The sequence below is a fragment of the Lutibacter sp. Hel_I_33_5 genome (assembly GCF_007827455.1).
Taxonomy (GTDB): domain Bacteria; phylum Bacteroidota; class Bacteroidia; order Flavobacteriales; family Flavobacteriaceae; genus Polaribacter.
In genome coordinates this window covers 2,988,628-3,013,283 of record NZ_VISM01000001.1, presented here as the reverse complement: position 1 = coordinate 3,013,283, position 24,656 = coordinate 2,988,628, and the positions used below count along the sequence as shown (strand labels likewise).

Annotated in this window: 13 protein-coding genes; 2 read left to right on the top strand and 11 right to left on the bottom strand. The window is 29.4% G+C overall.

The genetic code is table 11. The features are described 5' to 3' along the window. Window positions 1–13 precede the first annotated feature (13 nt). Together OD91_RS13060 and OD91_RS13055 are read left to right on the top strand one after the other, a co-directional pair. Window positions 14–979: an SMP-30/gluconolactonase/LRE family protein gene (locus OD91_RS13060; RefSeq protein ID WP_144896817.1), complete on the top strand. Its 966-nt coding sequence runs from the start codon at window positions 14–16 to the stop codon at window positions 977–979. A gap of 8 nt (window positions 980–987) precedes the next feature. Next, complete coding sequence (locus OD91_RS13055; protein ID WP_144896816.1) at window positions 988–3,240, top strand: glycoside hydrolase family 3 N-terminal domain-containing protein; 2,253 nt, start codon at window positions 988–990, stop codon at window positions 3,238–3,240. 55 nt (window positions 3,241–3,295) lie between these two features. Here the strand turns inward: OD91_RS13055 and OD91_RS13050 are convergent, their stop codons facing one another. From OD91_RS13050 to OD91_RS13000, 11 genes are all read right to left on the bottom strand, one after another. Beyond that, window positions 3,296–6,580: a VCBS repeat-containing protein gene (locus tag OD91_RS13050; RefSeq protein ID WP_255513266.1), complete on the bottom strand. Its 3,285-nt coding sequence runs from the start codon at window positions 6,578–6,580 to the stop codon at window positions 3,296–3,298. A gap of 94 nt (window positions 6,581–6,674) precedes the next feature. Further along, window positions 6,675–8,219 carry a RagB/SusD family nutrient uptake outer membrane protein gene (locus OD91_RS13045; protein ID WP_144896815.1) on the bottom strand — a complete coding sequence of 515 codons (1,545 nt, stop codon included), beginning with the start codon at window positions 8,217–8,219 and terminating at the stop codon, window positions 6,675–6,677. A gap of 18 nt (window positions 8,220–8,237) precedes the next feature. After that, window positions 8,238–11,267, bottom strand: a complete 3,030-nt coding sequence (locus tag OD91_RS13040) for a SusC/RagA family TonB-linked outer membrane protein (protein WP_255513265.1) — start codon at window positions 11,265–11,267, stop codon at window positions 8,238–8,240. Window positions 11,268–11,752: 485 nt separating this feature from the next. Further along, the gene (locus OD91_RS13035; protein WP_144896813.1) at window positions 11,753–15,919 is read right to left on the bottom strand and encodes a two-component regulator propeller domain-containing protein; all 4,167 of its coding nucleotides are present in this window, start codon (window positions 15,917–15,919) and stop codon (window positions 11,753–11,755) included. Between the two features lie 55 nt (window positions 15,920–15,974). Further along, on the bottom strand, window positions 15,975–17,354 hold the full coding sequence (locus OD91_RS13030) for a sugar porter family MFS transporter (protein ID WP_144896812.1): 1,380 nt from the start codon (window positions 17,352–17,354) through the stop codon (window positions 15,975–15,977). A 476-nt stretch (window positions 17,355–17,830) separates the two neighbouring features. After that, window positions 17,831–19,048: a 6-phosphofructokinase gene (locus tag OD91_RS13025; RefSeq protein ID WP_144896811.1), complete on the bottom strand. Its 1,218-nt coding sequence runs from the start codon at window positions 19,046–19,048 to the stop codon at window positions 17,831–17,833. Between the two features lie 114 nt (window positions 19,049–19,162). Next, window positions 19,163–19,927 (bottom strand): SDR family NAD(P)-dependent oxidoreductase, encoded by a 765-nt coding sequence (locus tag OD91_RS13020; protein ID WP_144896810.1) that lies wholly within the window; start codon window positions 19,925–19,927, stop codon window positions 19,163–19,165. 38 nt (window positions 19,928–19,965) lie between these two features. Next, window positions 19,966–21,264 (bottom strand): MFS transporter, encoded by a 1,299-nt coding sequence (locus OD91_RS13015; protein WP_144896809.1) that lies wholly within the window; start codon window positions 21,262–21,264, stop codon window positions 19,966–19,968. Window positions 21,265–21,460: 196 nt separating this feature from the next. After that, window positions 21,461–22,162, bottom strand: coding sequence for a FadR/GntR family transcriptional regulator (locus tag OD91_RS13010; RefSeq protein WP_144896808.1), 702 nt, complete (start codon window positions 22,160–22,162; stop codon window positions 21,461–21,463). A 56-nt stretch (window positions 22,163–22,218) separates the two neighbouring features. Continuing rightward, on the bottom strand, window positions 22,219–23,151 hold the full coding sequence (locus OD91_RS13005) for a polysaccharide lyase family 7 protein (RefSeq protein ID WP_144896807.1): 933 nt from the start codon (window positions 23,149–23,151) through the stop codon (window positions 22,219–22,221). A gap of 9 nt (window positions 23,152–23,160) precedes the next feature. Then, complete coding sequence (locus OD91_RS13000) at window positions 23,161–24,648, bottom strand: hypothetical protein (protein WP_144896806.1); 1,488 nt, start codon at window positions 24,646–24,648, stop codon at window positions 23,161–23,163. Window positions 24,649–24,656: the final 8 nt, after the last annotated feature.

Genomic DNA, 24,656 nt, shown 5'->3' with positions numbered 1-24,656 from the left:
TAAACTATCCACATTGATAAAAAAAACAGTCCTTTTTTGCATTTTTATTTCACTTATAAATTGCAATGTATCAACAACAAAAAAAGTCACAAACATTAAAAATTTAGCCAGTTTAGAATATAAAGTAAAAGCCAGTTTAGGTGAAGGTGCTCTCTGGAATTATAAAACTCAAAAGCTATACTGGGTTGATATAGAAGGAAAAAAATTAAACATTTATAATCCCAAAACAAAACAAAACAGAGTTATAAGCACTAAGTCAAGAATAGGAACAGTAGTCCCTTTCACAAAAGAAGAAGCGCTTATTGCTTTAGAAGATGGGGTTTATAAAATGAATATAAATTCTGGCAAAAACAACCTGTTTATTGATATGTCCGAAGCGCTACCAAAAAGTAGGTTAAATGATGGAAAATGCGATCCTTCTGGAAGATTTTGGGTTGGATCAATGCATCTTAATCAAGAAAAAGGAAAAGCAAACTTATATACAATTAACTCAGATAGTTCTTTTGTGAAAAAAATAGACAGTGTTACTATATCTAACGGAATAGTATGGACATCTGATAAAAAAACGATGTATTATATAGACACTCCTACTTCTCAAATTAAAGGGTATGATTATAATAATGAAACCGGTGAAATTTCCAATCCAAAAATTGCTGTACAAATACCAACTTCTTTAGGTTTTCCTGATGGAATGACTATAGATGAAGAAAATATGCTTTGGGTATGTATGTGGAATGGAAATGCAGTAATTAGATTCAACCCAAAAACAGGCAAAATAATTTCTAAAATTGAAGTACCGGCACACAACATAACTTCTTGTGCTTTTGGAGGCAAAAATTTAGACATACTTTATATTACTTCTGCAAGATTAGATATGACAGATGAAGAATTAAAAAAATACCCTTTAGCTGGCTCTATATTTAAAGTTAAAACAGATGTTAAAGGTGTAAAAAGCAACTTTTATCAACAAAGTAAATAAATCAAATCATGAAAAAAACAACTCTTTTACTAATAAGTATTTTAACTATTTTAAGTTGTAAAGAAAATAAAAATGTTTTTATAAAAGATACAACTCATCAACAGAAAATTGAATCCATAATTTCTAAAATGTCTTTAGAGGAAAAAATTGGTCAAACAAATTTAAGAGGAGTTTCTAGCAGAGCAAAAGTTTTACCTGAAGATTTAAAAGAATCAGTTAGAAAAGGAAATGTTGGCGCTTTTCTAAATATAATGAATTTAGAATTTGTTGATGAACTTCAAAGAATTGCTGTTGAAGAAAGTCCAAATGGTATTCCTTTAATATTTGGTAGAGATGTTATTCATGGATTTAAGACTATATTTCCAATTCCGTTAGGATTAGCAGCAACATGGAATTCTAAAATAGTAGAAAAATCATCAGAAATTGCTGCATTTGAAGCTTCCGCAACAGGAATACGATGGACATTTGCTCCAATGTTGGATATCGCAAGAGATAGTAGATGGGGAAGAATAGCTGAATCTCCAGGAGAAGATCCTTATTTAGCGAAAATTTTAGGAAAAGCATATGTTAAAGGTTTTCAAGGTGACGATTTAACTAATCCTTATAGAATTGCTGCTTGCGCAAAACATTATATTGCTTATGGTGCTGCCATTGGCGGTAGAGATTACAATACCGTAAATTTAAGTGAGCCTTTATTAAGAAACATCTACTTACCTCCATTTAAGTCTGCAATTGATGCAGGTGCAGCAACTGTAATGAGTTCATTTAATGAAATAAATGGTATTCCAGCAACTGGAAATAAATTTCTATTAAAAGATGTTCTAAGGAATGAATTAAATTTTGATGGATTTGTGGTTAGTGATTGGGATTCTGTTACAGAAATGATAGCACATGGTTACGCTAGTGATGAAAAACATGCTGGTGAATTAGCTGCAAAAGCTGGTTTAGATATGGAAATGACTAGTGAAGCTTATGAACATCATTTAAAGACATTAATTAATGAAAAGAAAATTAGCATAAAAGAATTAAATGACTTTGTTCGAAATATTTTACGAATTAAATTTAGGCTAGGTCTTTTTAAAAATCCACATAGAAATAAAAATCATACAGGTGATTTTTATTCAGAAAACCATTTAAAAGTAGCCAAAAAAGCAGCAATAGAAAGCACTATTTTATTAAAAAACAACAAATTTATACTGCCACTTTCAGAAAAAACAAAAGTTGCAATTATTGGTCCTTTAGCAGATGCTCCACATGAACAACTAGGTACTTGGTCTTTTGATGGAGAAAAAGAGCATACCAATACACCTCTAACTGCATATAAAAACTCCAAAGTAAATTTTTCCTTTTCAAAAGGGTTAAATTATAGTAGAGATGCCTCTAAAAAAGGGTATAAAAAAGCAATTCGTTCTGCTAAAAAATCTGATGTTATTTTGTTTTTTGGAGGAGAAGAAGCAATTTTATCTGGTGAAGCTCACAGTAGAGCAAATATAGATCTTCCAGGAGCTCAAGAAGAATTAATTAACGAACTTGCAAAGACAAATAAACCTATCATTTTAATTATAATGGCAGGTAGACCAATCACTTTAACAAATATTATTGACAAAGTAGATGCTGTTATAATGGGTTGGCATCCAGGAACAATGGGTGGTGAAGCATTATATGAAGTTATTCATGGTATAAGCTCGCCAGAAGGAAGGTTACCTGTTTCTTGGCCAAAAACAGCTGGACAGCTTCCATTCTTTTATAATCATAAAAATACGGGTAGGCCTGCAGATAGTATTTCATTTATTCCTATGGATAAAATCCCAATTGCTGCATGGCAAAGTTCTTTAGGTAATGATTCTCATTATTTAGACGTAGGGTTTACACCTCATTTCCCTTTTGGTTTTGGGTTAACTTATACTACTTTTAAATACGATAACTTATCATTATCAAAAAAGAAAATAAAATTCAATGAAGAATTAGAAATAAAAACACATATAACAAACTCTGGTAAAAAAGATGGTAAAGAAATTGTTCAACTTTATATTCAAGATATTGTAGGTAGTATTACAAGACCAATAAAAGAACTAAAAAGGTTTAAACATGTTTACTTAAAAAGTGGAGAAACAAAAGAGATTACTTTTACTATTTCTTCTAAAGATTTAGAATTTGTGAACCATGAATTAATAAAATCTGCTGAAGAAGGAAAATTTAATATTTGGGTTGGACCAAATTCTGCGCAAGGATTAAAAGAAACATTTTACTTAAAAGAATAGTTCTTTATATAGTTTATTCTCTTTAATCAAATCTTGGTTAAAGAGAATAAAACTATTACTTAAGTATTTTAATAAATTGAATATCATCATTATTTTTTGCCGCCAGTACAAAACGATTTTTATTTATTATAATTTCAGCCATATCCTTAACGTCTCCAGGCACATAAAACCCACTTTCTAATGGAGTAATTGAATTAAAAAATCCATTTCCTTTCCCTTTTAAAAACAATCCATATCCTGCATCATTTCTAGGAGTTTCAACTTCAGAATTATGAAGGTTACCCGCAATTAATACATCTAAATTTCCATCATTATCGTAATCCTTCACTAATATTTGATTGACACTAGAAAATTGAGCTTCTATAGGTAGTTTATGAATTATAAACTTTCCATCTTTATTTTCGAGATATATACTTGCAAAAGATTTCACTTGATAATGCAATGCATTTTCAAGATTTTTTTTCCCATAAACATCAATTAAAGTAGCTTGAGAAAAACCTTTATAATCTTTAAATTTATTTTTTATCCCAGGTATTTGTTGAGAAGAGCATTCTCTGCCTCGTAGAGGATATTGTTTCCCTTCATTATAATAACTTAAAACAATGTCATTTTTATTATTTTTATCAAAATCATTCACATAGATATCAAAGGTTTCGTTTTGTGTTGCCTTGTATTTATAATTTAAACCATTATTACCCAAAATATAATCGATATCTCCATCATTATCAAAATCACCTTGGTTAATACTCCACCACCAACCTGTCGTATCATTCGTTAATCCCATATAATTAGAAACTTCGTCAAAAACACCTTTGTTATTTTGAAAAGCACGTATAGGCATCCACTCACCTACTATAATAAAATCTTGCCAACCATCATTATTAAAATCGGTAATAACAGCTGAAGTAGCCATTCCTAGCTCTTTAAATGAAGGAATTTTAACGTTTTTAAATTTTACTTCGGAATTTGTTGATACATTTTTAAGTAAATAACTTGTTGCTGGTAATGGATATTTACCTGGAATTTGTCTACCCAAAACTAAAAGATCTTGCTTTCCATCTTTATCGTAATCTAATTCGTAAACTTTAGCCCCACTACTATTAAATTTAGGTAAACTATTAGTGGTTTTTTCAAAGTTACCTTTACCATCATTCAAGTATAATCTATCTTGTAACATATTTGATTTTTCTGCAAATTCATAACCTCCGCTAACAACATACAAATCATTATCTCCATCTTTATCAGCATCAAAAAATAATGCGCCTAAATCTTCCGAAAGTTTATCTTTTTCTATTGAAGGAATTTTATTTTTTATAAATCCTCCTTTATGTTGTAAATACATACTAGGTGATTTACCAAATGAACCTCCAATATAAAAATCATCAAAGCCGTCATTATTCACATCAGATACAGCTAATGCGGGTCCTAAAGTTGACATTTTATGTGGAAGTAAAACTTGAATATCAAAATCATTTACAACATTCTCTTTATGTTTATATTTTATAATTTCATTTTCTGATAAAAACAACTTTTTATTACTTTCTAAACGCTCATTCTCAAAAGGTTTAGCATCTTTATAGTTTAATGTAAGTAATTGATTTCCATTTAAATTGGTTAACAATTGTGAATTTCCATTTGGCCAAACTACTTTTAAACTATCAACTTTTAATGATTGATTTAAACCAAAATGAATTTCTGGAGCTACCGAAGATTGAAAGCCTCTTGTAGATGTTAGTTCTTGCATTTGAGTTACCCCTTTTATTGAAGTATAAACCCTAGTACCTAAGCCAAATTTATTTTTTGAATTTCCATTTAACCTTATTTTTAAATAATTATTATCTTTTGAACTGTTGTTTTGAAAAATTGTAGCTGGTTCGTCTATATTATTAATAATAATTTCTAAATCCCCGTCATTATCTAAATCAGCATAAGCAGCTCCATTTGAAAATCCTTTATGCTTTAACCCCCATTTTTCACCTGTAGATTCAAAATTTAGTCCACCTAAGTTTTTAAACATAAAATTATCTGTTTTTTCGCTCGGTATCATTTTTGTCTTTTCTAAATAAGAATATTTATCATATTCTTTAGAACCTATTTTATTAAAGAAATCTTTATTATTTACTTCTCTTCTTGTACCATTTGTAACATATAAATCCTTAAATCCATCATTATTAAAATCAGCAAATAATGGTCCCCAACTCCATTCTGTAGATGAGGTACCGGTTAATCTAGAAATATTAGAAAATTTAGGAACTCCTTTTTTACTAATACCAGAATTTAATTGCATACAGTTATGCATATATTGATAATGAAAACCATAAAAAACAGTTTCAAAAAACAGTTTAGGATTCATACTTGCCATGTTTGCTTTTTGTCGACGGTTATTATTAGAATCCATATCTACTTGAAAAACATCTAAAAGTCCATCATTATTAACATCTGAGATATCAATTCCCATTCCGTAAAAAGAAGTTTGAGAAGTTGCTTCTTTTACAACTTCTTTAAACGTCCCATCTTGATTGTTTAGATATAAAAAATCGGGTATACTATAATCATTAGAAACATATAAATCTTGCCAACCATCATTATTTATATCGGCAGCTGTTATACCAAGAGAAAAACTATAGTTTTTCACACCTGCTTCTTCAGATACATTTGTAAAAAAACCTCCATCATTTCTATATAATTTATCTGTTTCATTATCCTTAACATTTTCCATTCGATATTTATAAATCATATTAGAAGTTGAAGGATGTCCAATTGGGTAATTAGCAACATAAAGGTCTAAATCTCCATCATTATCATAATCGAAAAAAGTAGCTTGCACAGAATTTGCAATGTCATCAATTTTATATTCTTTCGCTTTTTCTGTAAATGTATTGTCTTTATTATTTATATAAAGTTGATTGTTTTTTACACCTTTTTTACCAGCAACAGAACAATAGATATCTAAATATCCATCATTATTTACATCTGCCATTGTAGCACCTGTATACCATCTATTATCACCAAAAATATTTGCACTATCCGTGATATCTTCAAAAAGAAGATTTCCTTTATTTAAATATAACTTATTATTAACTTGATTTCCTGTAAAAAAAACATCTACTAAACCATCATTATTTATATCTCCAACAGAAACACCACCTCCCATATAAATAGATGTGTATTTAAAATAATTTAAGGAATCTGTTTCTGTTAAATTATTACTAAACGTAATATTTGTTTTAATAGATTTTAGCTTGGTAAAAACTGTGGTATCATCCAACATATTTTTATCAGTAACACAACTAATAACAGTTAATAACAATAATAATTTTAAACTTTTTTTATGCATCATTCTAATTATAATAAACAAATATAAAAAAAGCAGTATACTAAAACCTGTACACTGCTTTTTTACAATTAATTACACTAAAAACAATTTCTATGTTTTAATATCCAGGATTTTGATCAGCTGTTGTTAATTCTGAATTTTTATCAATTTCTGTGATAGGAATTGGAAATAAGTTATTTGTAGGCGAATAATTAGTACCGGCTAATTCAGTACTAGCTTTACTCCAACGAACTAAATCCCAAAAACGTTGTCCTTCATGAGCCAATTCTAAAAATTTATCTGCTACAATTGCTTCAAATAAAGCATCTCCTGATAATGTAGTAGAAACATCAGCTAAACCAGCTCTTTTTCTAACTTTATTTAACTCAATTCTTGCAGCTGAATCTTGACCTCCAGCTTTATTATAAGCTTCTGCAGCTAATAACAAAACCTCTGCATATCTAAATAATCTAAAATTTGTAGAGTAATTTAACTCTCTTACTCCACCTGCACTTGTATCTTCAGCTTTGGTTCCATATTTCACTCTAATTCCTCCTTCATAATCCCAAACTGCTCCACCAGTTGCTTTAGATTGATCTACACCTCCACCAGCAGCAATTAGTTCAGCTTCAGTCATTACTGTTGCTCTTTTTCTATTTGTATCTCCAGCGGTGTCAAATGCATCCATTAATTTTTTTGTTGGTAAGTTAAAACCCCAACCGTTTAATAAATTAATTGCAGCAACATCAAAAATTCCATCACCTCTTGGTCCCATTAATTGAATATGAAGATTACTTTCAGTTCTACCTCCCCAAGCAATATTACCCCAATCTCTTGCTGAAGTTGAAACAAATCCAATTTCAAATAATGATTCTTTTCCAAATTCGCTATTAATACTCCATACATCAGCTGGAGTAGCTTCTAAATCGTGAGCTGGATTATTAATCACACTACTAAAGAATGGAATAGCATCTCCATATTTACCTTGAAACACTAAAACTTTCCCCATTAAGGCTTGTGCTGCTCCTTTTGAGACTTTATAACTTGTACCCAATACGCTTTTATCTGGTAAAGAACCTATCGCATCATTTAAATCTAATTCAATTTGATTATAAATATCTGCTCTAGAAGATTTTGCAATTCCAAACTCTTCAGTACTTGTAGGTACAGTTAAACGTAATGGAATATCACCAAACATGGTTGTTAATTCAAAATAAGACCAAGCTCTCAAAAATTTTGCTTCTGCTAAAGCAGTATTTTTGTTACTTAAATTAGAATCTTTTATGTTTTCAATAACCAAATTAGATAAAGCAATTGTTCTATAAAAATGATCCCATACACTAGAAATTGAAACATTTGAAGGTGATACATTATCAAAATCATCTATAGATTGTAATTGAGGTTGATCTTCTGAATTACCTCCTGCTGCATTTGCATCATCTCCAGGCAAAAGTTTTACCAAAAAGACACTATGCCAATCTCTACCGTAATTAAATTGCATTAGGTCATAAATTCCTGTTACAGCTGATTCTACATTAGCTTCTTCAAGAAAAAATGCTTCTAAATCTTGCACATTTAATCTTAGGTTCTCTGTAAAATCTTCGCTACAAGCAAAAATCCCTAGAAAAAGTACTACAATTGTAGTTTTTATTATTTTTTTCATAATATTAATTATTTATTATTAAAAGTCTAAAGAAAGTCCGAATACTGCTTTTGCAGCTGTAGGGTAAAACCCTCTATCTACACCTAAAGAATTAAAGTTAAAGTTACCAATCTCTGGATCTAACCCTTTAAAACTTGTAAAAGTAAAAAAGTCATCAAAAGAAATATATGCTCTTAAATTTTTAACACGTATTTTACTTATTAATTTTTCTGAAAATGTATACCCAAATTGAATTTGCTTTATTCTCATAAATGATCCATCTTCAACAACTAAATCAGTATCATAAGAACCTATAACATTAGCAGCTCCAGGAAAACTAGCAACATCTCCAGCTTTTTGCCATCTATTAGTGAAAAAATGAACTGGCTTATTTGTAATAGGCCTTGATGGTTGATGATATGTTGATATGATATCATTTCCTACTGTTCCTTGAAATTGTAAATTAAAATCAAAAGCTTTATAACCTAAACTGATATTTCCTCCAAATAAAACATCTGGATGTGGTGTACCTATTTTAGTTTTGTCTGCATTTGTAATGTTACCATCACCATCTGTATCAACTTTTATTACTTCACCTGTCGCAGGATCTATTCCGTTTGTTTTAAATCCATAAAAATACCAAGATGGTAATCCTTCTGTAAACCTTGTAACTCCATCTGGGTTTTGAGGCGCAGAAGCTCCAACAAGAGATGTACCTTCTGGTACAAAAAGAATTTCTGTTACTTTATTTTGTAAAGTAGATAAATTTGCACTAATTTGATATCTTAATCCTTTTTCTGTACTATCACCATATCCAAGTTCAAATTCAAAACCTTTATTTTCAATAGTACCTGCATTAAATTCATTAGAAACAAAACCAGCTGAACCTGGCGTTATTAATGCTCCATTACTAACAATTGCATCTCTTGTTGTTTTCTTATAATAATCTACAGAAAACTTTAATCTATTATCCAAAGCTCTTAAATCTACACCTAAATCTAATTGTTCAGATGTTTCCCAAACTAAATTTAAATTAGAATACCCTGTAATTTGAGCACCAACATTACCTAAATAATCAATTGGTTGTCCATTAATGGTAGAAGTGATAAATGTTTTATCTGAATTACCTCTTAAATTACTTCTACTTCCGTTTTGACCCCAACTTGCTCTTAGTTTAAGGTAATCAATTTTAGAATCATCATTCCAAAAATCTTCTTTTGATGCAACCCAACCAACTGAAAATGCAGGAAAAGTACCCGCTTTATTTGCTGTTGGAAATTTATCTGACTTATCTCTTCTAAGTGAAGCTTCAAATAAATATTTATCTGCATAATCATATGAAAATCTACCAAAAATAGAAACCATATTATCTGGAGAAGGGTCTATTAAGTTTACTTGAGTATTAAAGTCTGGTAAATCAAAATCAAAGCCAACAAAATTAGCGATAGCAGAAGAACCACTCCTAGATATTGGAGTTGTTATTCTTGTTTCTTCAGCAGAATAACCTGCTAATAATTTAAAATTATGTTCACCAATTGCTTTTTCATAAGAAGCAAAGTTTTCCCATAACCATCTTTCAGACTCTACTACATTTTGAGAACCAGTATATGCTGTATTTGCAGCTTCTGATGTAACATAATAGGGATTTATTGTTGTTTTTGTATCCCATTCATTTTTATCATATCCTAACCTAGTTGTAAAGTTAAATCCATCAAATAATTTAAATTTTAAATATGCTGAGGTTAAAAATTGATAAGAATCTACCGTGCTTTTATTAATTCTGTTTGCATATGCAACAGGATTGATTACTTCTCCAGTAGAATAACTTGGATATCCATAAACATTACCATTATTATCTGTTAACAATGGTACATTATTATTTGTTGCATTATCTCTTACAGATTGAGGAACTTGACCATTTGGATAAGTTACTGGTGTTAAAGGATCTAATATAAGTGCGTTTTGAATTACACCTCTTGTATCACTATTTTCTGGAATACCTGATTTATCTGAAGACGAATACGTAGTATTTACTCCTGCTTCTAACCATTTTGTAATATCAGCTTTTAAGTTTACTCTAAAAGTAGATCTTTTAAAAGAAGAATTATCTCCTGTAATAATACCATCTTGATCTAGAAGTGATGCTGAAGTATAATAAGAAAATTTCTCTGTAGCACCAGATAAACTAATATCATTTCTTTTCATTATTGCTGATGAAAAACTCTCATCAATCCAATTTGTAGAATATCCATTATCTACAACACTAGCATTACCAGCTTCTTGCATATATTGAACAAATTGAGACGAATCCATTAATTCAATATTAGTTCTTAATGATTGAATTGTAGTTTGAGAATTAAAAGAAACTTTTACACCTCCTTTTTTACCTCTTTTTGTAGTTATAATAACAACACCATTTGCACCTTCTGTTCCATAAATAGCTGCAGAAGCTGCATCTTTTAATATTTCTATATTTGAAATATCGCTCGGCGCTATATCTGCAATAGAAGAAGCTTTCATTCCGTCTACAATAAATAATGGTGAAGAAACACCACTAGAACCCGCACCACGAATTCTTATCTTAGCTCCAGAACCTGGCGATCCTGAAGAAGATGAAACTGTAACTCCTGAAGTTCTACCTTGTAATACTTGTTCTACTCTTTGATTAGAAGAACTTTTAATTTGCTCACTATTAATACTTGAAATAGCTCCGGTAACTAAACTTTTCTTCTTTGAACCATAACCAACTACTACTACTTCATCTAAAGATTGTGTATCTTCTTCTAGAACAACATCAATTTTTGTCCTATCTCCTACTAAAATAGTTTTTGATTTCATTCCAATACTAGAAAAAACTAATTCAGAACCTGAACTAGCTACAGATAGGGAATATTTTCCATCAAAATCTGTATCAGTTCCTTTTGATGTCCCTTTTATTAAAACAGACACTCCTGGCAATGGTGTTCCAGAAGAATCGGAAACAACACCCGTAATTGTTTTGTTTTGCGAACTTAAACTTTGTAAACTAAAAAGTAAACATGCTAGAATCGCGATTTTAAATTTTATCATCATTTATAAAATTGGTTAATAAAAATTTGGTTACTGTTAAACTTAATTTTGGTGATAGCATTTAAATAAAAACATTTCTTTAAAAGAAAATAAAAACCATAAAGAATAGCATAAGTGCTATCAAAACAATTTCTAATACTAATCTCTTTTTCGAGTTTTTGCTTTTCATTTAAAATATTTATCTCTCTCAAAACTATCGGAATAATCTCTAGAAAAGTATAACAAACGATACAGGATATATTACAATTGTTGCTCTTTATATAAAAAACACCCCAATTACAACATTTGTTCCATTATATGCGACAAATTTTACAGCTAAAAAAACTTAATAATAAGGAATGCAAATACTTAATTAAATAACAATAATTAGCGCATCACATTTGAGAACTTAAAAACAACAAGTTTAAAAGAAGTTAAACTCAAGTACAAAAATACATTTTCGGATTGTTTTATAATAGAAAAAGAAGTAAATTAACTAATGGTTCTTAACCATTTTCAACGTCATATTTTACAACTATTTCTGAAGGTAGAATACCAAAGTGCGCTTTAAAACATTTAGAAAAGTATGATGGAGATGAAAAGCCAACACTAAAACAGACTTCACTAATGTTTGCACTTCCACTGTCTAATATTTTTTTAGCACGTTCTAATCTAATTTTTCGAATAAACTCATTAACGGTTTGGCCTGTAATTGCCTTAATCTTTCTGTATAACTGACTTCTACTCAAAAACAATTGAGAAGCCAACTCTTCTACGCTTAAATTAGGATCAGAAATATTTTCATTTATATAATTTAAAAGTTTTTGAATAAAATCTTTATCTACAGAGTTTGAGTTTACCAAATCCTCGGAACCACTAATAGAACTAAAATATTTATCAAAGATTAACTGTCTACTTTTTATAAGTTGAGACAATCTTAATTTTAATAAATTTATATCAAATGGCTTAACCATATAAGCATCTGCACCTTTTTCTATACCTTCTATTCGGTTTTCTACAGATGATTTTGCAGTTAACATTAGTATTGGTAGATGACTTGTGGAAGCGTCATTTTTAATTAAACTACAAAACTCAAAACCATCCATTTCTGGCATCACCACATCAGTAATTATTGCATCTGGAGAAAATTTCTTTGCGATATTATAACCTTCTTTACCATTATTTGCTGTGTAAACTTTATATTCTTTTAAAAGTTCATTTTTTAAGTAATCTTGGAGCTCTATATTATCTTCAACGATTAGAACAGTTTTAGTTTTACTATCTCCTGTTAGCTCTTTATTTAAATTTTTTGATACTAGATTTACTGATAAAAAATCATCTTTACTCTTGTATAGGTTTTCAGAATTTAAAACAATTTCATTTTCATCAAAATGTAAATTACCCATTGGTAATAGTATTTTAAAAGTTGTTCCTTCACCTACTTTACTTTTAACTTCTATTTTTCCTTTGTGGAGATGCACAAAGTTTTTTACAACTTCTAAACCAATTCCTGTACCACCAACATATGTTTTGTTTTGACCTTCTATCTGATAAAATCGTTCAAATATTTTTTCCGTTTGATTCTTATCTAAACCTTCACCTGTATCAGAAATTAAAATTTCTATAGCTTTTATTGGTTCTTCATTTTTAAGTGCTGGGAATTTATATAATTCATCTGTAGACAATAATTCAATATTTATTGCACCTCCACTTGGTGTTGCTTTTATTGCATTTGACAATAAATTAAAAATAATTTTCTCTAACATTTTTGGGTCAGCCCAAACTTCTATATTATGAATATCTGCATCTACACTTAAGAGAACATTCTTACTTAATGCTTCTTCTTTAAAATAATATGATATGTTTTTAGAAAAATCTATCAAGTTAATTTTCTCTGCTTTAACTTTCATTTTATTAAGCTGTAGCTTCCTTAAATCCATCAATTCATTTATCAACCTATAAAGTCTATCTGTATTTTTATAAATTATTGCGTGTTTGTTTTTTACCTCTTCAGGTAATTTTAGTTCTTTATTCTTAATTATATCTTTTAGCGGATTTATTATTAAAGTAAGTGGAGTTCTAAACTCATGTGATATATTGGTGAAAAATTGCAACTTTTTTTTTGTAAGGTCTTCATTTTGAACTTGCTGCAAGCGTTCATTTCGATACATTTCTTTTTCTTCTATTCTACGCTGTGTTAAATAATTTAGTAAGTATATTCCTAAAACAAATAGTAATACATAAAATAACAAAGCCCACATTGTTCTCCACCAAGGTGGTAAAATTGTTACTTTTAACTCTATTGGTGTTTCATTCCAAACACTATCATTATTTGCTGCTTTTAACTTAAAAACATATTCACCATTATCTAAATTTGTATAAGTGGCACTTCTTTTTTGACCAACATAATTCCATGTAGATTCATATCCTTCTAAATAATAAGCATAGCTGTTTTTTTCTGGTCTTGTAAAATTTATTCCTGCATAATCAATTGTAAAAACAGATTGTTTATGTGTTAAAGTGATACTTTTTGTTTCAGAAATTACTTTTTTGAGCGGAGAATCTTTATGGTTTGGCAATACATCTTTATTAAACAACTTAAACTTTGTTATATGTAATGATGGTACTCGAGAGTTTATATTTATTGAATTTGGATTGAAATAATCTATTCCTTTAAAATTCCCAAAAAATAAAACTCCTTCCTTATCTTTTAAAACTGCATCAGAATTAAAATCATTAGAAAGAAGACCATCACTTATTGTATAATTAGTAAACTTTTGATTTTTAATATCCATCTTAGTAATTCCAGAATTACTGCTTAACCATAAGTTTTCATTATTATCTTCTACAATTGCTGTTATATTCTCTTCGTTTAAACCATTTGTACTATTATACCATTTAAAAGTATTGTTTTCTTTTTTGTATTTACATAACCCACCGCCTCTTGTACCAATCCATATATTTTTTTTAGTATCTTCATAAATAGTTAACGTAAAACTGATGTCAGAAAAATTATTAAACTCTTCTGTCATTTTACTTCCTAAATAAGAAACTTTATTAATTTCGTTTCCTGTTTTATCTACCTTATAAACACCAGCAGTAGTTCCTAACCATAAATTATTAGAAGTATCAATAAGCACTTTTCTTATATAAATATTTGACACATCATTTTTAACATATGATGCTAAACTATGTTTAATAAATTTCTCTGTTTTTGGGTTGAACGAATGAAGACCTTCTAAAAAGGAAGCAATCCAAATTATACCAGAATCATCTTCAGCAAAACTTAAAATAGCATTTGACTTTAAACTACCTGAAGTGTTTTCTATATTATAGTTTATAAACTTCTTTTCACCTTCTTTAAGAAGATAAATCCCTTTATCCCAACTACCAGCCCAAATATTATTTTTAGAATCTTTAAAAAGTGTAAGTATATGGTCTGATGTTAGTCCTTTATAAATTGATTTATCTTTTGTATTTATATGGGTTATTATATTATTTTTAGAATTAAAAACATCTATCCCACCACCATCAGTTGCAATCCAAAGATTGTTTGTATTATCTTTAATCATTCCCATTACTGAAGGAGTTTTTAAAGAATTATTATTGTTTGGTATACTTTTTAAGTCTTTAAATTTATCATATAATTTATCACTAACAGCAACACCACTATTATAATAACCTAACCAAAGTCTTTTATTTCTATCAACATATAATTCCCAGATAGAATTATGTAAAATACTATTTTCTTTTGCTCTATCTGTAATATAATTTTTGATAACACTACCATCAGTGTTTAGATGAAAAAGACCATCATTTTCTGTACCAATCATAATACTATTGTCTGGTAATTGAACAATAGTCATTATTTTTTTAGTTGTAAAGTCCAGTTTTTTTACATCAATAATATTATTATTTCTATCATCACTTAATTTACATTTTAAAACACCATCATTAATTTGTGTTCCAATCCATAAATTGTTTTTATCGTCTAAAAATAAATTCTCTATACCACTAGAAATAGAATTAACATGATTTGTGAAAATTCTAGAGTGAATTAATTTGTTATTAATTTCATCTATCTCTTTTAAACCAAAATTAGTACCTACAAAGGTTTTACCTTGTTTGGTATGTTGAATTGAATTTATAATTATTTGCTGATTATCTTCTGTAAGTGTTGAATTTAAAACTTTATGACATTCAAAATTATTTAAATTTAATTTATATAAACCAAAACCATTTGTCCCAATAATTAAATTATTAGAAGAATCTTCTTGAATTGATAAGATAAATTCGTTACTAGAATTTTCTTTATTTAAATAAATTCTTTTAAACTTATCTAAATTTCTATCATAAATATTTAACCCATTTTCTGTACCAATCCAAAGTCTATTTTTTCTATCAATAAATGAACTTTTTACTCGACTACTACTAAGTGTTGTTGAATCTTTAAGTTTATGTTTATATGAAGTATACTCTATTCCATCAAACTTATATAATCCAGTACCATCAGTACCTATCCAAATAAATCCTTGATGATCTTGTATAATTGATGCTATACCTACTTTAGAAATACCTTCTTTTATATTTACAAAGTTAAATTCTTGAGTAGGTTTTTGTGACCAAGTAAAAATGGTAAAAAAGACAACATAATAAAATAAAAACTTCCTCATAAATCTAACACTTAATCAATAAGCTAATTTAATAAAAATACTATTTTAATAAGGTTTACTTATCCCAAAGAATTTCAATCTCCTCTAAAGATTTCCCTTTAGTCTCTGGAATAAACTTATAAGTAAATAATATAATAATAATTATAAAGGCGCTAAAAATAAAATAAGGCAAAGAACCATTCCAAAAATTATTATTATTTACTTCACTGGCTGTTACCATTGGAAAAGATTGTGAAACTAAATAATTACCTCCCCATTGTACAGCAACTGCAACAGACATTGCTACACTTCTAATTGTATTTGGAAACATTTCTGATAGAACTACCCAAACTACTGGTCCCATAGACAATGCAAATGACCCAATAAAAATTAACACCCCTAAAAGCGATAAGAACCCTATCGATTGTTGTTGTATTGTTATACCTAATAACAAAAAACCAACTAACATACCAATTGCACCAATGTAGACTAAAGGTTTTCTACCAATTTTATCTACAGTTACCATGGCAACAAATGTAAAAATTAAGTTAACAAAAGCTAATAATATTTGTTGTTTCAATACATCTTCTTTACCAAAACCTAAAGCCTTTTCAAAAATATCTGCTCCATAATATAAAACTGCATTTATACCTGTAAACTGTTGTAATAAAGAAAAAACAGATCCAATTATAATTATACTAAAAACAGCTTTTGAAAGATAATTAATTTTTATTTTTTTCGTTTCGATCTGTAACGATTTTAATATTTCTTTACTTTCTTTTATTGCTTTTTCTTCTCCATGTATTTTTGTTAAAACAGATAAAGCTTCCTTGTTTCTTCCTTTTAAATATAACCATCTAGGGCTTTTTGGAACAAAAAATAATGCCGCCAAAAACAAACTACTTGGTATTAATTCTGACCAAAACATATGTCTCCAACCAAACTCTAAATTTTCAGTTTCAGATAAGCTACTACCTATAAAATAGGTTGCTAAAAAAACAACAAAAAAACCAACAACTATTGCTAGTTGATAAAAAGTAACCAAATTACCTCTTCTTTCTGCCGGTGCAATTTCTGCAATATACATTGGTGCATTCATAGAGGCAATACCAATACCTAAACCACCTATAATTCTAAAAAAAACTAATAAAGAAACAGATTCTGTCATAAAGCTAGGCAAACCAGAACCCCAAGCAGAAATGCTAAATAAAATTGCAGAAATAATTAAAGAATGTTTTCTTCCTATTTTAATACTCAAAGGTCCTGATGCTACTGCTCCAACCAAACATCCTAATAAAGCACTACCAACTACCCAGCCTTGAGTTGCGGCGTCTAACTGAAAATATTTTGTTAAATAAAATTGAGCACCGTTTATTACACCTGTATCATAACCAAATAGCAAACCTCCTAATGCTGTTATGGATGTAATCAATATTAAAAACTTAGTCTTATTCATACTTAATTTAGTTCGTTTTTATATTAAAAAAAAAGGTGTATAAAATCGTATTTTGACAAATTATTTGCTACACCATAAATTAAGGATAAACCTATTGTTTTAATTATTTTCTCTATGATACATTTCATGCATCATATGAAAGATTTGTTGTTTTTAATTGAAGAATGTTGGATTATAAATTATTTATCTAATTTGAATCATTAAAAAAAATTATTTGAAACTTAAACAAACTTTGTATATCTATTTTATTGATGAATTCTGTTTCATCAAATTCAAATCCAGATATTCTACATGAAGAAATTACTTTAAATACAAAATATTTTATAATTCCATCCCTAAAGAATGTTATGAAAATTTAATTTATATTTACTGAAAAGGAAACAAAATCTAACACCTATCCTCAATTTCCATTACTCTTAACCCTTTTAAATCAGAGAATAGTTACATTTTCTGTAAAAGGAGGAGAAGTATATTTATTATTTCCAGTTTAATATGTTATCCATTTCATAGTCTTCTGGATTAGAAAGGTATTTTTTAGCTTCAGTAAAATCTTTTTCTTGGATGTAAAAAAGATTATTCAAAAAAAGTTGAACCATATCTGAATTTATATCGACTAATCTAGGTGGTATTTTTCCTTTTTCATCTTCAAAATCTTTTAAATATAATGGAGTAATATCACCTCTAGAATTAGCACTTACTATACAGCCAGTAATGCCATTATCATATAATTTTTTTACACCAATACCTAGTAAAGTACATAAAGTTAGATCAAACGCTATTGGATTACAACACCTTAACTCATACCCTAACTCTACAGGTCTCGTTTTAACTTTTAATCCAATTTCTTTTAACTTTTTTTGCAATAAGTAATTAAATATGTGCGACTTACTAACATTTCCTAATTCTGGATGTCCATGTTCATCATATGTAAAATTAATATCTGAACTTAAAATTTCTTTTTCATCCATAAAATGAAAAACACCTTCACTTATTAATGCTACACCATATTCTACCCCTTTAATTTTAGATTTTACAATTGAAGAAACTACTAATTTAATAATCTTATCAAATGTAATTTCTGCTTTGTTAAACATTTCTGGAATAATCATCATTTGAAAATGACATGCAGAAGCGATTCCAAATGCTAAGTGACCTGCGGAACGCCCCATAGTAGACATTACAAACCAATTTTCACTTGTTCTGGCATCTTCGTAAACTGTGTTTCCTATTCTTACTCCTTCATCTTTAGCTGTATGAAAACCAAAGGTTGGATTTCTATCTGGCAAAGGCAAATCATTATCAATAGTCTTTGGAACATGAATATGAGAAACAGATAATTCTTGTGTTTTAAGGTATTTTGTTAATCTATTTGCTGTAGACGCAGTATCGTCTCCACCAATAGTTACCAATAATTTTACATTATTTTTCTCAAAAAACTGAGACTTAAAATCACTATCCTTTGGTTTAAATCTACTCATAATTAAGGTAGATCCTCCTCGACTAAAAATTCGGTCTGCATGTTGAAAGTCAAAAAACTTCAATTCAGGATTATCAGATAATAATCCTTGATATCCATGATGAACACCAATGACATTATAGTCGTCCTTTAAAAATGTTTTTGCAATAGTACTTATAACGGTATTAATGCCTGGCGCTGGTCCGCCACCACATATAATAGCAATAGATTTTTTCAAAACTAAGTTTTTGAAATTAATAAAATTTTAAAAAAAATTAAGCGCTCTTATACAAGTATAAAAACGCTTAACAGGTGTTAAATTACAAATAACTCAATAAATAATTAACTCAAATTATATTCCCAAACCTTGGCCACCACCAATTTGGATTGTTTCGGCAGTTAAGAATTTCGCATCATCACTTGCTAAAAATGATATTACTGATGCAACTTCTTCTGGTTGCCCTAATCTACCTAACAAAATATTATTTTTCCAAGAAGCAAAAACTTCTGGTTTTGTTGATTTTATTTGTGAATGGAAAGGCGTATCAATTGTTCCTGGTGAAACAGCATTTACACGAATTCCAAATTCTGCTAAATCTTTAGCTAACGCTCTAGTTATTGCATGTACACCAGCTTTAGAAGTCCCGTAGATTCCAGCTCCTGGTCCACCAGCATTCCAACCAGCAATAGATGTATAATTAATAATTGATGCATTTGTACCTTTCTTAAGATAAGGTATCGCTGCTCTTGATGCAAAGAATGTTGAGTCAAGATTTAACGCCATAACAAATCTGTAAAATTCAGTTGTCATACCTTCAAATCTAGATCTACCACCTAATCCACCAGCATTATTTACTAGTAAATCAATCTTTCCATACTTCTCACCTATTTTATTAATGTTTGATGTTACTTGTTCTTCATCAGTTACATCAAAACCATAGTATTCAGCAGTGATTCCTGCAGCAGTAAGTTCTGCTACTTTTTCTGCACCTACTTCATCTTCTATTCCATTTAAGATTACAGTATATCCTTCACTCCCTAATCTTTTAGCTACTTGGAATCCTATTCCTCCTGTAGCTCCTGTAATTACAGCTAGTTTTCCGTCTATTTTACTCATATTGTTTTACTATTATTTTATTTTTTATTTTTATTTTTTTACTTCTCTTTAAGGGGTTCAATTTTTGGACATAATATCCAAACTGCAAGTAATGCTATTAAAGCCAATGCTCCTCCTATTAAAAATGCAGGTGTATAATTACCTCCTTTAGTTAGTAAAGGTATTAATGCGGTAAGTCCAAAAGCGCCTAATTTAGCTGCTGTTCCTGCAAATCCAGATAAAGTTCCTACTACTTTTCCACTAAACATATCACTAGGTAATGTCTGTACGTTACCTATTGCTGTTTGAAATCCAAATAATAAAACAGCCATAATAATTACTGCATTCATAGCAGATCCTGGTGCTTTTAACAAAAAGAAGCAAGGAAGCATAATTAAACAACCTAATGTAATTACCATTTTTCTTGTTTTATCTACTGACCAACCTGAACCCAATCTATTTTGAGCTAAAAGACCACCAAACCATGCTCCTAACATAGCTCCAACATAAGGAACCCATGCAGAAAATGCAATTTCTTTGACATCTAATCCAAATACCTCATTAAGGTATATAGGGATCCATACTATAAACAACCACCAAATAGGGTCTATTGCTGCAGAAGCAATGATAACTCCCCAACTTTCTTTGTGTTTAAGTAGCTTACTAGTATTTGGGTTATAACCTTCATCATAATTACCATCTTTATCAATGTCTTGATTTTGTTGACCAGAAAGTATATATTGTTTTTCATCTTCTGATAACCATGGATGCTTTTGTGGAGGTGATTTCACTATATATAACCATGGTAATAACCATAAAAAGCCAATCAAACCTACACAAACAAATATTGCTTGCCATGATAAATAAACAGAAAGAAGTCCTATAATTGGATATGCAACTATTCCACCGACTGCTGCTCCAGAATTAAAAATACCTTGTGCAAAAGCTCTTTCTTTAGTTGGAAACCATTCTGCGTTAGCTTTTGCTGCTCCTGGCCAGTTACCAGCTTCAGCAATACCTAGAATAGATCTAAAAATAGAGAAACTTAACATTCCTTTTGCAAACGCATGAGCCATTGTTGCCAAAGACCAAATTCCTATTGACAATGCAAATCCTATTCTTGTACCAATCCAATCGAATATCTTTCCAAATATTGTTTGACCAGCAGCATAAGACAGAATAAATATAGCAGAAATGGTACCATATATGGTTTTTGTTCCATCTGCATCCATATTTGGAAATAACTCTTTTGCTATGTCAGGCCATAAGGCTCCAAAAGCTTGCCTATCAATGTAGTTTATAACAGCAGCTAATGCTACAAGTCCTACAACCCACCATCTAAGTCCCTTTTTTTTCATCTTAAAATTTAGTTTTTAACCTGTATAACGTTACGTTTTACAAACTATATTAGTTGTAATATTATTTAAAAAAGTAAGTACAAAGTGCTCTTAGGCAATAAGATTACTTAATTTCTATTATCTAATAATTAATTCTTCCTTCAGTGTATTATCAATATTAATAAAGAAAAACGTGCATTTTCTTCTTTATTAACTTTTAAATATTATAACAATATTGGTATAATGTTTTAAAGTGAACTTTCATTTTTTGTTTTGCCAATTTAGGATTTTGATTTAAAATTGCATCATAAATATCTTGATGTTCATTTATTCCTTTTTGCGATAAATTTGTGTCACAAACATGGTACTTTTCAAAATTGGTAATAATTTCTGGTGTAATAATTAACATGAAGGTATTCATTGTACTATTTCCACTTGCTTTTGCTACTGCTAAATGAAATAATAAATCTTCTTGTACAGCATCTTCACCATTTTCTACTTTAATTTTATAAGCTTCTAAAGCTTCTTTTAGTTGTGCTAAATCTTCATCAGTTCTTCTTAAAGCTGCTAATCTTACAGTCTTTAATTCTAGTAAAATTCTTGTTTCTACTAAAGATTTAAAATCTGGATCCTCTAATCGTAAAATATCTTCAATCATTCCGTTTAAAGCAATCACTCCAATATCTGCAACAAAAGTTCCACTTTGAGGCTTAGAAATCAACAATCCATAAAATTCTAATTTTTGAATTGCTTCTCTTAAATTAGACCTACTTACTTCAAACTTTTCAGAAAGCATTCTCTCCGATGGCAATTTATCACCAGGCTCTAAATTTTTATAATTTATAAGCTCTCTAATACCTATGATTATTGAGTTCTGAACCGTTAAATTTTCGTTTTTTGTAAGTACTTCTAATTTCATATGTTATTTACTAATTGGTTAACCAGAGTTTAATTTATAAATATATAAAAACTAATTTAATGAGATACTTCTAGTTGATAAAATTTCACTTTTGAAAAAGATCCTTTATCTCTTGATTGAAAATAGTTTCCAGCTTTAAAATAATTCTCAAAAACTCCCCATTTCTTAATATGAATATTCTCATACACTTTGTATTCATTTTTATTTAAAATGATTACCATTTTACCATCTGATACTTTAACTTCTAATGTAAATTTTCTAAAACCTACTTCTTGTTCAAAATTAAATCCTCTATCATTTCCCCAAGCATCCTCATGTAACATTTGTTGATAAGTAGCATTTAAGTTTTTTAGCACTTTAGTCTTAACTCTAATTTTTCCTTTATCCCAATATATTTTCAATATTGGCGGTGCATTATTATCATCTTCTCCTATTAAATCTCTTTGTTCATTTGTTAACCTACCATGAATTTGCATAATAATAGTTCTATGATATTTACCATTTGAATCTCTTGTCGATTTTTCCATGGCAATTTTAGCTTTCATATAACCACCTTGCTTAAAGGTCCAATTTGTATTATTATCTCCAGGAACCATTTGCTCTCTTAATTCTGATCTAGTGTACTTTGTATTTCTAGTTTTAGAATTTGTTGGCATTGCATGAAATACAATTGCTCCTTTTAATGAATCTATATACATATAAGGCTTTGCAATTTCATTTGATGCAAAATTTAAAATTTCTGGAGGTCCAATTTCATACGGTTTCCCTTTTTCATTTTGAACTGGCAAAGTAACTTTCCAATGACTTAAATCAATTTTTGGAAGTTTAACTTTTTTTCTTTTTTTCTTTTTCTTTCTTTTTTTCTTTTTTGAATCAACTTTTATTTCCGATTTAGTAACGCTGTTGTCTTGTGAAAAACAACTAGCGCTACCAAATAGAAATATTGATAGTATTAAACTTAAACAAAATGTTTTGAAAAAACGCTTCATTTAAACTTCTTACTTAAGATATACTTTTACATTATCAACCCAAGCATCCTTTGGTGTTACTGCGTAAAATAATACAGCAACTTCACCGTTATCATTTGAAGTAAATTCAAGTGTAACTTTAGTACCTCTTGTAGCATTAAACTTCCCTTCAGCTATTGTACCTACATGACTTCCTAAATTAGAACCAATGTTTTTAACAGCATCTGCTCCATCTGTGTAGTGACTATCTAAAACTACACCTACCATTCTTCTACCTCCAATTGGGTCATCAGCAGTATCATCTTTAATAGCATATTCATATTCTAGAATATAATCTGTATTAGGTGTTAATTTTAATGCTTGGTATCCATATCTAGTATTTGCAGTTGCAAGATATCCTCCAGATTGACTTGAAGTCCATTTTGCTCCTTTTGTTTTAGATCCATTATCGGTACCATCATAATTAGTCCAAGAACCATCAGAACTAGATCCAAAAGGAGTTGTAGTTCCATCTGTAAAAGTTGTAAACCTCCAATGATCTGTTTTGGCATCAAAATCACCATTTAATATCGTTGATGTAATAGGTTTTTCTAAATAAACATTATCTACACTAAGACTTGCAGCATCTTTTGCAGTTCCTCCAGCTCCTAATTCAAATTTTATTTCATCAAACTTTACAACGGGTGCAGAAAAATCTGTAGCTAAATCTAAGTCTAAACTAACCCATTCACCATCTGTTAAATCTTTATTATATACATATTCTGTAGTACCATTTACTAAAGATATTTTTAATTTATCAATACCTACAGCAAAATCAGAGTGAACATCAAAATGAATTTTTGTAGCCGCAACTCCAGACTCAAATGCATCTGCAACAACAACTTCATCTAATCCAATAGATGCTCCAACACTTTGACTAAGACGAGAATACTGAATAACTTTATTACCAGAATCAGTTGTAACTTCTGCGTATTGAGCAGCTCCTTTTTTATAATCTGCTCCTGATGCTGAATACCTATAAGAAATTGTTGCATCATTAAGTTCAATACCTCCACTATAAATAGATAATACTTCTTCAAGACCTACAGTAGGTGAAGCTGGTGCAGAAGCAACAGCCGAAGCTTTATGTACAATTGTTATATCTTCAGTCTTACTAACACTTCCTAAACTCGCTGAATTAGCAGTTACGTTTATAGTATATGTTGCAGAAGCAACATTATTAGGATAATCATAAGATGCAGAACCTCCTTGTTCTATAGTTACTGGTGAACTACCAGCACCAAAATCTATTGTAATTGTAGATGCTCCTATAGTTAATGGTTGTACTGTTACATAAGTTCCATCTTCAACACCATTGGCATCAGCTCCTACCTTTGCAGTAAAGCTAGAAAATGAAATTTCAGTAAGCCCTGAACCTTTTTGACTTTCAACAGGTCTAAAAATATCATTGTCGTCTTCACAAGAAATTACAGCTCCTGCAATCAACAAAGTATATATTCCTTTTTTTAATAAATTCATAATTATAA

What these genes read in the sequence shown, in the direction of transcription:
- OD91_RS13045 (WP_144896815.1), bottom strand. Translation starts at nt 8,219, where the DNA reads ATGAAAAAAATAATAAAAACTACAATTGTAGTACTTTTTCTAGGGATT.
- OD91_RS13055 (WP_144896816.1), top strand. Translation starts at nt 988, where the DNA reads ATGAAAAAAACAACTCTTTTACTAATAAGTATTTTAACTATTTTAAGT.
- OD91_RS13010 (WP_144896808.1), bottom strand. Translation starts at nt 22,162, where the DNA reads ATGAAATTAGAAGTACTTACAAAAAACGAAAATTTAACGGTTCAGAAC.
- OD91_RS13000 (WP_144896806.1), bottom strand. Translation starts at nt 24,648, where the DNA reads ATGAATTTATTAAAAAAAGGAATATATACTTTGTTGATTGCAGGAGCT.
- OD91_RS13020 (WP_144896810.1), bottom strand. Translation starts at nt 19,927, where the DNA reads ATGAGTAAAATAGACGGAAAACTAGCTGTAATTACAGGAGCTACAGGA.
- OD91_RS13050 (WP_255513266.1), bottom strand. Translation starts at nt 6,580, where the DNA reads ATGATGCATAAAAAAAGTTTAAAATTATTATTGTTATTAACTGTTATT.
- OD91_RS13040 (WP_255513265.1), bottom strand. Translation starts at nt 11,267, where the DNA reads ATGATAAAATTTAAAATCGCGATTCTAGCATGTTTACTTTTTAGTTTA.
- OD91_RS13005 (WP_144896807.1), bottom strand. Translation starts at nt 23,151, where the DNA reads ATGAAGCGTTTTTTCAAAACATTTTGTTTAAGTTTAATACTATCAATA.
- OD91_RS13030 (WP_144896812.1), bottom strand. Translation starts at nt 17,354, where the DNA reads ATGAATAAGACTAAGTTTTTAATATTGATTACATCCATAACAGCATTA.
- OD91_RS13015 (WP_144896809.1), bottom strand. Translation starts at nt 21,264, where the DNA reads ATGAAAAAAAAGGGACTTAGATGGTGGGTTGTAGGACTTGTAGCATTA.
- OD91_RS13035 (WP_144896813.1), bottom strand. Translation starts at nt 15,919, where the DNA reads ATGAGGAAGTTTTTATTTTATTATGTTGTCTTTTTTACCATTTTTACT.